This is a genomic window from Lyngbya sp. CCY1209, from assembly GCF_035615495.1.
Classification (GTDB): domain Bacteria; phylum Cyanobacteriota; class Cyanobacteriia; order Cyanobacteriales; family Microcoleaceae; genus Limnospira.
Window position 1 is genome coordinate 1 of the sequence record NZ_JAJENU010000244.1, and the last position, 10,283, is coordinate 10,283.

A 10,283-nucleotide genomic window follows, 5' to 3' on the forward strand; every position below is an offset into this window, starting at 1 on the left:
CGACTAAAGCCGCCGTTCGTTTTTCCTCCCTGCTCTAAAGAGACAGAGCTTCCAAACGTATCGGAGATTTTACGTGATGTCCGCACAGGTGGAAGTGATCTCTTCCGCACTCAGGCGATCGCTCTTGGGGTGGGTGGGGGCGAACAGGCGATCGCGGACCGCCCCGTAGTTGAACCGTTGGGGAAGTTCCGTCGCCCAATTTCTGCCGACCCCGTAGAAGCGACTCAGCAGCACCCACAGCCGGATCGCCCGGTGGAAACGACTCGCCAACCGTCCAGCCGAGAGCCATTGCAGCACCTCGGGCGTGGGAAGTTGGGAAAACAGGGGCATCAATAGAAGGCATTAATTCAACATTATTTTGATCATACCACGGATAATGGATAATTGATAATGGATAATTGATAATGGATAATTGATGATTGAATTGTCGATTCCCCGAAAAATTGATCGGCGGAGTTGACCGGTTTGAGAAATGCTATAAATGATCGTATAACTCGATTGAATCGGTGCCGGAGGAGGGACTGATGACGATGGAAATTTTGCCGACGGGCGGGAGTATTGTCGGAGTGAAGATCGACGGGGGAATCGAGACGCGAGATGTCAGGAACCTCGCCACCTTGATTGAAGAACGGCTGAAGTCGCACGGGCCCCTGCAAGTCTACGTGGAAGTGCGGCACTTGGGCGGCATCGGCCCCGAGGCCCTGTGGGAAGATTTGCGGTTGGCATTCGGGCATTTCAAGGATTTTAACCGGAAAGCCGTGGTCTGCGATCGCGGCTGGCTGAGTCGTCTGGCGGATATTAGCAACCGGCTGGTCCCCGGAATTGAAGTCAGGTGCTTTTCTTGGGACGAGAAAGATGCGGCGATCGCGTGGCTAGAAAATAATTAACAATTAATCATTAATAATTGTTAATTTTCCGTTTTCTTTTGACCTATGAAACCCGAGCCTGTCAACGTTCTTCTCGTCACCGAAGATCACGGGTGCGATCGCCGCCTCCGTCGCCTGCTCAAATCCCTGCAATTGCTCAGAGTCAATCTCCATCGCGTCTCGGAAGGGGAAACCGAGCTTTCCGGCTACGATCTGTATCTGGTGGACGGTTCGAGCCATTCCCTGGAAACTTGGATCGGTCGCGCCGCGCCGAAACCCGTCGTCGGATTGGTGGAGACGCCATTGGAGGGGATGGCGGCGGTAAAATTGGGGGCGGCGGACTATCTGGAAAAACGTCAACTGACGGCGGCCATCGTGGAGCGATCGCTGCGGTTGGGGTTGGCCGTCGCACGGGGCCGGGACAATGACCGCTTTCGCAGGACTTTCGAGGAAGTGGAGGTGGGACTGTGCCACGTCGCCCCCACCGGGGAATTGCTCTCGGCGAACGACACATTTTGTCAGATTCTCGGATATGACCGCGACCAACTGCGGCGGCAAACCTGCCAAAATATTACCTATCCCGACGATCGCGATCGCACCGAAAGCTATTGGCGGCAACTCAGCCGCGGAGAAATCGACCGAGAAAGCCTCGAAAAGCGCTACCTCCGCGCCGATGGTTCCGTGGTGTGGGTACAACTGACCCTCACCGTCGTGCGAAAACCCGACGGAACACCGGATTATCTGATCGCGGCGGTGCGGGATATCGGCGATCGCAAGGGGGCCGAAGATCGCCTCCAATCCGTCGTCAGCAACATTCCCGGCGGCGTCTACCGCGCCATTTACCACGGGGACGGGCGGGTGACGTTCCCCTACCTGAGTCCGGGCTACCGGCAGCTTTTGGGACTCGATCCCCGAGAAATGATCGATCGGGCCGATGTCGATTTCCTGTCCTGGATTCACCCCGACGATCGCGATCGCATCGTCCGGAAGGTGAGCGAGATGTCCGAAACCCTCGGAACGACCTGTTTGGAATATCGACTGGTTTCCGCCACCGGCGAAATCATCTGGATTCAAGATCGTGCCCAATTCTCCCGCAGAGAAAACGGCGATATTATCGTAGACGGCATCGACATCGACATCGGCGATCGCAAAAAAGTCCAGGAGGCCCTCACCCACAGCGAAGCCCGCAACCGCGCCCTGTTGGATGCCATCCCCGATCTGGTCGTCCGCTGTGCCGAAGACGGCACCTTTCTCGACTACAAACCCTCCCATACCTTTCCCACCTGGGTGCCCCCCGAAGAATTTTTGGGCCAAACCATCCGGGCCGTCCTGCCCGAAGCCGTCGCCGAAGGTTTGATTCAGACCCACCGAGGAGCCCTCGAAACCGGCCGGATGCAGCGGTTCGAGTACGACCTCCCCGCCAACGGCCGCTTTCGGGAACCGCAACACTACGAAGCGCGAATCGTCGCCACCGACGACGGTGAAATCATCTCCATCGTCCGGGATATGGGCGATCGCAAAAAAGCCGAAGCCATACGTCGGCAGAGTGAGGAGATTTTCCGCAGCATTTTCACCCAGGCCGGGGTGGGGATCGTACAGGTGGATACTTCGGGGCGGTTCCTGCGGGTGAATCAGAAATTTGCCGACATCGTGGGTTACGGTGTCGAAGAACTCTCGGAACTGACATTTCAAGACCTCACCCACCCCGACGACCTGCCCGGGAACCTCGACCTGATCCGCCGACTCCTCGCCCGGGAAATCCAGACCTTCACCGTCGAAAAACGCTACATCCACGCCCGGGGTTTCCCCGTGTGGGCCCATTTAAGCGTGTCCGTGGTCTGGGAGGATGAAACCCCCCAATATTTTGTCGCCGTGGTCGAAGATATCGGCGATCGCAAACGGGCGGAAGCGGAAATTATGGCCCTGACGGAACGGCTACTGACGGTCATCGACACGGTGGGGGAAGGCATCACCCTCAGCAACAAATCCGGCGAATTCGTCATTTTCAATTCCCAAATGCAGACCCTCACCGGCTACACCGGGGAAGAAGCCAACGACTGCCAAGACTTTCTCGCCCGCCTCTACCCCGACCCGGCCGACTACCGGCAAGCCCAATTGGGCATCCAAGAGGCAAAAGAAGCCCTGGAAATGCGGGAGGTGGAAACCGAAATCGTCGCCAAGGACGGCACCCGCAAAGTCCTCCTCGTCTCCACCTCCCTCGTCAACGTCAATGGCGAACAGTGGTTTTTGAGCGCCTACCGGGATGTCACCGATCGCCAGAAGATCGCCCGGGCCCTGATGCGGGAAAAAGTACACCTGTCCGAAGCCCAAAAAATCGCCCACGTCGGCAGTTGGGAATTTGACGTGGGCACCGGGGAAATCCTCTGGTCGGAAGAGACCTTTCGGATTTTCGGGCTCGACCCTGAGTCACCCGCGCCCACCTTCGCCGAACACCGGGAGCAGATCGCGACCGACGATCGCGATCGCTGGCAAACCACCGTCGAGCAAGCGATCGCGGAAAAGCAATCCTACGAACTCGAACTGCGGATTTTGCGGCCCGACGGGGAGCAACGGCACGTCCTGGCTAAGGGAAACCCCATCTGCAACCCCGAAGGGCGGGTCCTGACATTATTCGGAACCGTCCTCGACATCACCAATCGCAAGCGATCGGAAGAACAACTCTATCAGAGCAAATTGTTTATCGAAACCATCGCCAACGCCTCCCCCCAACTCCTCTACGTCTACGACGCCAAAACCCTCCGCAACCGCTACGTCAACCGCTCGGTCATCAACATCCTCGGCTACACCCCGGAGGAGGTGCAACATCTCGGCGATCGCTTTTTCTGGGAACACATCCACCCCGACGACTTGCCCAAATTGCAAACCCTCCCCGACCGCATCGCGACATTGGCGGACGGGGAAATGGTCGAGATGGAATACCGCCTCCGCCACAAAAACGGGTCTTATCGCTGGCTGCGATCGCAGGAAGTCCCCTTCACCCGCCACGAGAGCGGCCACCCCACCCAAATCCTCGGCGCCGCCCAGGACGTCACCGCCCACAAGGAAGCCGAAGCCCGCCTCCAGGTCATCTTCGACAGCATCTCCGACGGCATTTTGATGGTCGATCGCCGGGGCATCGTCCGCGCCGCCAACCCCGCCGCCCTCGACCTGTTCGGCCGCCCCCCCGAAGCCTTCGTCGATCGCGAATTGGGACTGCCCATCGTCGTCGGAGACGTGGCGGAGTTGGGCATTTTGAACCCCCGGCGGGGGATGGTGATAGCCGAGATGAGCGTGGCTTCGACCGAGTGGCGGGGGGAACCCTTCTACGTCGTCTGCTTCCGGGATCTCACCGAGCGGCAAAAGGCTTTGGAAGCCCTGCGGGAGAGCGAGGAACGGTTCCGCCAGGTGGTGAACCACATTCAAGACGTCTTCTGGCTCACCAGCCCCCGGGGCGACAAGGTGTTTTACGTCAGCCCCGCCTACGAACAGATCTGGGGGCGCAGCACCCGCAGCGTCTACGACGACCCCTTCTCCTGGCTGGAGGGAGTGCACCCCGAGGATCGGGAAGACATCATCCTGCATTTTTGCCGGGTGGAAGCGGGCCGGGTGGCGATGCGGGAGTACCGGATTTTCCGGCCCGACGGCGAGATGCGCTGGATCTGCGATCGCGCCTTTCCGATTTTCGACGAGCGGGGGGAGGTGGTGCGGGTGGCCGGCATCGCCGAGGACATCACCGATCGCAAGCGATCGCAAGCCCAGTTGCGACAGCAGCTCGAGCGGGAACACCTGCTCTACCAACTCACCCTCGGCATCAGCCGATCGCTCGACCTCGACGAAATTCTCCAAAATACCGTCGATGAGTTGCGATCGCTGCTGCAACTAGACCGGGTGCTGATCCTGCGCTCCGAGTCCGGCGGCCACACCGTCACCCACGAATCCGCCGCCCCCGGCATCGAAGCGATCGTCGGCTGTCGGTATCGGGACGACCCCTGCATACCCGAGGGCGACCCGCGCTATTTTGTCGGCTACCCCCACCTAGTCTGCAAGGCGGACTCCGAGATTTTCGCCGTCTTTTCCGACCGCCAGATCGCCTTACCGGCTAAATCCCGCCTGGCGGTCCCCATCTGTGAGGGAGACGATTGGTGGGGATTGCTGGTCGTCCACCAATGCCAAGTCCCCCGCTACTGGGAACAGTGGGAAATCCAACTGATCAAACAACTGGCCACCCAACTGGCGATCGCCATCCAGCAGGCCCAACTCTACCAGCAGTTGCAGGTGGAACTCAACGATCGCATCATGGCCGAGGACGCCCTGCGGGAGACGATAGTCCGGGAAATGGCGATCGCCCAGGTGATCCAACAAATGCGCCAGACCCTCGATTTGGAGAAGATTTTCGAGAGTACCACCCAGGACGTACAGGCGATCTTGACCTGCGATCGCGTCGCCATCTACCGCTTCAACGACAACTGGGGCGGCGAGATCGCCTGCGAGTTGCTGGCCCCCCACCTGCGAACCCGGATCGCCGACCATCCCGACTCCCCCGACATCACCCCGGGCATCCCGTCTCCCCAGTCCGGGGAAATCGTCATCGTCCATCGCCTCGAAGACACCTCCCTCCCCGAACCCCACCGGCAACTGTTGCACCACTTGGAAATCCAAGCCTATGTAAGCGTACCCGTCCACGTCGGCGAAACCCTGTGGGGGCTGTTGGTGATGTATCAAAACGCCCCCCGCCAGTGGCTCTCCGGGGAAGTGAAATTGCTCAACCAGGTGGCCGGCCAGTTGGGCGTCGCCATCTACCAGGCGGAACTGTTCGCCCAACTGCAGCGGGCCAAAGAAGCCGCCGACGCGGCCAACCGCGCCAAGAGCCAATTTCTCGCCAACATGAGCCACGAACTCCGCACCCCCCTCAACGCCATCCTCGGCTTCGCCCAACTCCTGCAACAGGACGCCCATTTGGACCCCCGCCAGCAGGAGTCCCTCCAGATCGTCCGGCAGTCCGGAGAATACCTGCTCTCCCTGATCGACGAAATCCTTGACCTCGCCAAAATTGAAGCCGGCCGAGTCACCCTCACTGAAACCGTTTTCAACCTGCGGTCCCTGGTCGGGCACCTGAACGCGATGTTGCAACTGCGGGCCGGCGCCAAGGGGTTGACGTTGGAGATCGACGTGGGAGAGGGGGTCCCCGAATACGTCGAAACCGATGAAGCCAAATTGCGGCAGGTCCTGCTCAATTTGCTCGATAATGGGATCAAATTTACCGCGATCGGCCGCGTCACCCTGCGGGTGCGATCGCTCCCCAGCATCGGCCAACTTCACTTCGAGGTGGAAGACACCGGGCCGGGGATCGGCGCGGAAGAACAGGAACTCCTGTTCGAGCCCTTCGTCCAGACGGAAACGGGCCGTAACTCCCAGCAGGGCACCGGTTTGGGCCTGGCGATCGCCCGCCAGTACGTGCAGTTGATGGGCGGCACCCTCGCCGTCGCCTCTCATCCGGGCCGCGGCTGCCGGTTCTCCTTCCACATCTCCCTCAAAGTCCACCCTCCCGCATCCCTCCCGGAGGCGGGGACTCCGGAAAATCCCATCGCCCTGGTCCGGGACCAACGAACCCCCCGCATTTTGGTGGCCGAGGATAACCCCGCCAACCGAAAATTGTTGGTCGATCTCCTGGTTCCCATCGGATTTGAAGTCCGTCCCGCTGAAAATGGCCGGGAAGCGCTGGACTGCTGGCGACAGTGGCGTCCCCACCTGATTTTGATGGACATGAGGATGCCTGTCATGGACGGCTACGAAGCCACCCGCCAGATCCGGCGAGACCCCGGGGGCGAATCCGTGGCGATCGTCGCCATCACCGCCCACGTTTTCGAGTCGGGGCGATCGTCGATCCTCGCCGCCGGCTGCGACGATTTGATCGAAAAACCCTTTCGCACCGCCGCCCTGTTGGAGTGCATCGCCCATCATCTGGGAGTAAACTATATTTATGAGTCCTCCGGTTCTCCTCCGTCTGACGCGCCCCCATCACTCTCCCCAACTTTGAATCTGGCGAACCTGGCGACTCTGGGCGAGGAATGGAACGCCCAGTTTTACCAAGCGGCCCTCGCCGCCCGGGAATCCAAATTGCGAGATTTAATTGCCCAGATTCCCAGCGATCGCGCCGAGTTGGCAGAAGGGTTGACTTGGTACGTCAACCACCTCTACTTTGACCGAATTATTGAGTTGATCGAGCCCGGAAAACATGGATGAACCCCCAGAAGTCTATCCCAAGGGAGATATTTTGGTCGTCGATGACAAGCCCGAAAATTTGCGGCTTCTGTTCGATATGCTGACCGGACAGGGCTACGATGTCCGCCGCGTCATCAACGGGAAACAAGCCCTCACCGCCGCCGCCTCCGAACCGCCCGACCTGATTTTACTCGATATCATGATGCCCGGTTTGAACGGCTACGAGGTCTGTCAGTTGCTCAAAAGCCAGCCCCGGACGAAGGAGATCCCGGTGATTTTTTTGAGCGCCCTCAAGGATGTCTCTGAAAAGGTCAGGGGGTTCGATGTCGGGGGGGTGGACTACATTTCCAAACCCTTTGAATTGAGGGAAATTTTGGCGAGAATCGAAAATCAACTCACCATCGGACGCCAGCGACGGCAGATCGCCGAACAGTACGGGAAATTGGAAGAGTTGAATCAAAAATTATTGCGATCGAATCGGGAACTCGAACAGTTCGCCTCCGTCGTCTCCCACGACCTCCAACAACCCCTCACCAGTTTGAAGGCTTTCGCCCAGTTACTCCAGATCGAATATGAAGGTCAATTCGACGAAAAAGCCGCCTCCTACGTCGATCGCATCGTCACCTCCGCCACCCGGATGCAGCGGCTGATTCGAGATCTGCTCACCTACTGCGGCTGCGACACGCCACCCGCCCCCTTGCAGTTGACCGACTGCAACCCAGTTTTGGAGCAGGTTTTGAGCGATTTGAGGTTGGAGATCGAGGCGACAAATGCCACCGTCACTTCCGACCTTTTGCCCGCCGTCATGGCTGACCCCATCCAACTCGGAGAAGTCTTTCAGAATCTGATCGGAAATGCCATCAAATATCGCCGCGATGGCGTCGCCCCCCAAGTCCGCATCACCGTTTCTGAAGAAGGACGGCATTGGCTTTTTTGCGTGGCGGACAACGGCATCGGCATCCCGGAAAAAAGCTTCGATCGCATCTTTAAAATTTTCACTCGCCTGCACGGTTTCAACAAGTATCCCGGCACGGGGATCGGCCTGTCGATCTGCAAAAAAATTGTCGAAAGCTACGGCGGTCAAATTTGGGTCGAATCCACGGTCGGATTGGGGACGAAGTTTTATTTTAAATTGAAGAAACATCATAGATAGCAACGATCCGCGATCGACAGATGAGAACGCGGAAAAAGTGGGAAAAGTGGGAAAAGTGGGAAAAGTTGGTAAAAATGCAAAACAACGGCATTGCATTCAACCGGATTTGATATAAGCTTGACATTTTTGGCTTTCCATGATAAACATAAAAGTACCAGTTATCAGATCCGTTTCCCATCAGGATTTGAAGGTTGATTTCCCCATCAAAATTGTCGGTACACGGACGCGATACTTGCGTCAAAAACTAGGGTTTAAATCCGACAATTGATCCGAACTAGATAAAATGCGATCGCGGGTCCCTCTGTCGAACAAGTTTCGGCGGATTCAGAGCGTCCCAAAAGACTCAATTTTTTCAACCCATTTTTTGAAACCCGCTTAATTTTCAGTAATTGCCAATCACTATATAGCAATGTGAAATGATGGGTGAAAACTACAGAGTAAGAACCCCCAGAATTGGGGGTGTCGGGAGCCCGATCTTTTTCAGAATGACTTCACAACCGCCGGAATTGTGGCGGTCGGACTCCCATTTTTAAATCCATTTATTTTCTTTTTTTGGTCATTAAAAACATGAATGAATCACCTTCCTCCTCCCGAAACGGAGATATTTTGATCGTCGATGATCAACCCGAAAATTTGCAGATTTTGTTTGAAATGCTGACCCAAAATGGCTACGAGGTGCGACGAGTCATCGATGGAAAACAAGCCCTCGTCGCCGCATCTTCCGAGCCGCCAGATCTGATCTTACTCGATATTATGATGCCGTTTTTGAACGGTTACGAGGTGTGTCAACTTCTGAAAAGTCAGCCCCAAACAAAAGATATACCGGTCTTTTTTTTGAGCGCTTTAAATAGCCAAGAAGAAAAGATAAAAAGTTTTAAAATTGGTGGCAGCGATTACATCTCCAAACCCTTCCATGTCAAAGAGGTTTTAGCGCGAATTGACCATCAGATCGCCATCGCGAACCAGAAGCGACAGCTCGCGAAACAGTGCGATCAATTGGAAGAAATCAATCAAAAACTGACGCGATCGAATCGAGAACTCGAACAATTTGCATCGGTCGTCGCCCACGACCTGCAACAACCTTTGACCAGTTTGATCGCATTTTCTCAGTTGCTTAAAGCCGAACGTGGCGATCGATGGGATGAAAGGGAAAAAACCTATATCGAGGGGACTGTAGAGGCTTCCATTCGGATGCAGCGGCTAATTCGAGATCTGCTCACCTACTGCCGCTGCGACACCCCCGATATCCCCTTGCAGTTGACCGATTGCAACCGGATTTTGGAGCAAGTTTTGAGGGATTTGCAGCCGGAGATCGAAGCGAAAAATGCCGCCGTCAGTTGGGATATTTTGCCCGCCGCCATCGCCGAGCCAATTCAACTGGGGCAGGTGTTTCAAAATCTGATCGGAAATGCGCTCAAATATCGCCGGGATGACGTCGCCCCCCAAATCCACGTCGCCGCCTCGGAAGCGGGGCAGGATTGGATTTTTTGCCTGTCCGACAACGGCATCGGCATTCCGGAAACAGACTTCGACCGTATTTTTAAAATTTTCACCCGCCTGCACGCCAACCAACAGTATCCGGGGACGGGAATCGGCCTTTCTATTTGCCAAAAAATTGTCGAAAGCTACGGCGGTAAAATCTGGGTAGAATCCGAGGTCGGAGTGGGGAGTAAGTTTTATTTCAGTATCCCCAAAAATCCGGAGTTCGACCCGGATATAAATTGAGATTTGTGACGAAATTGGGTATCTGCAAGAACCCAATTGACAGCGAAGTTGTCGGGGGGCGATAATTGATGCGATCGACCGTTATGGCAGGGTGCAGCGGGCGGTTTTCGAGAGTCGGGTCATCGGTTATCGACCGTCATCCGCAAGGCGATCGAATCGGGGTGTTTGAGTTTCCGAGTCTCGCGCCCCCCGCGCCCCCCCTGGGGCGATCGCCCGCCGCCACAGTCTCCAATATAGCAATGTCAGCACCCCGCTCTAAAGAGACGGGGCTTCATGCCTCTCCTTTAGGTAGCTGACCAGCCTAAGTCTTAACTGAC

At 56.7% G+C, this 10,283-nt stretch carries 5 protein-coding genes; 4 read left to right on the top strand and 1 reads right to left on the bottom strand.

Annotated features, from left to right (window positions below):
- Positions 1–69 precede the first annotated feature (69 nt).
- Positions 70–330, bottom strand: a complete 261-nt coding sequence (locus LKE08_RS06370; protein WP_324703366.1) for a hypothetical protein — start codon at positions 328–330, stop codon at positions 70–72.
- Positions 331–524: 194 nt separating this feature from the next.
- Between LKE08_RS06370 and LKE08_RS06375 the strand changes: the two genes are divergently transcribed.
- The 4 genes from LKE08_RS06375 to LKE08_RS06390 all read left to right on the top strand — a co-directional run bounded on the left by LKE08_RS06375 (position 525) and on the right by LKE08_RS06390 (position 9,966).
- The gene (locus LKE08_RS06375) at positions 525–887 is read left to right on the top strand and encodes an STAS/SEC14 domain-containing protein (protein WP_324703367.1); all 363 of its coding nucleotides are present in this window, start codon (positions 525–527) and stop codon (positions 885–887) included.
- 45 nt (positions 888–932) lie between these two features.
- The gene (locus LKE08_RS06380; protein ID WP_324703368.1) at positions 933–7,109 is read left to right on the top strand and encodes a PAS domain S-box protein; all 6,177 of its coding nucleotides are present in this window, start codon (positions 933–935) and stop codon (positions 7,107–7,109) included.
- The gene (locus tag LKE08_RS06385; protein ID WP_324703369.1) at positions 7,102–8,241 is read left to right on the top strand and encodes a response regulator; all 1,140 of its coding nucleotides are present in this window, start codon (positions 7,102–7,104) and stop codon (positions 8,239–8,241) included. The genes LKE08_RS06380 and LKE08_RS06385 overlap by 8 nt, the downstream gene beginning before the upstream one ends.
- 567 nt (positions 8,242–8,808) lie before the next feature.
- Positions 8,809–9,966 (top strand): ATP-binding protein, encoded by a 1,158-nt coding sequence (locus tag LKE08_RS06390; protein WP_324703370.1) that lies wholly within the window; start codon positions 8,809–8,811, stop codon positions 9,964–9,966.
- Positions 9,967–10,283: the final 317 nt, after the last annotated feature.

Excerpts from the sequence above, each read along its gene's own strand:
- LKE08_RS06385 (WP_324703369.1), top strand. The coding sequence starts at position 7,102 with ATGGATGAACCCCCAGAAGTCTATCCCAAGGGAGATATTTTGGTCGTC.
- LKE08_RS06375 (WP_324703367.1), top strand. The coding sequence starts at position 525 with ATGACGATGGAAATTTTGCCGACGGGCGGGAGTATTGTCGGAGTGAAG.
- LKE08_RS06370 (WP_324703366.1), bottom strand. The coding sequence starts at position 330 with ATGCCCCTGTTTTCCCAACTTCCCACGCCCGAGGTGCTGCAATGGCTC.
- LKE08_RS06380 (WP_324703368.1), top strand. The coding sequence starts at position 933 with ATGAAACCCGAGCCTGTCAACGTTCTTCTCGTCACCGAAGATCACGGG.
- LKE08_RS06390 (WP_324703370.1), top strand. The coding sequence starts at position 8,809 with ATGAATGAATCACCTTCCTCCTCCCGAAACGGAGATATTTTGATCGTC.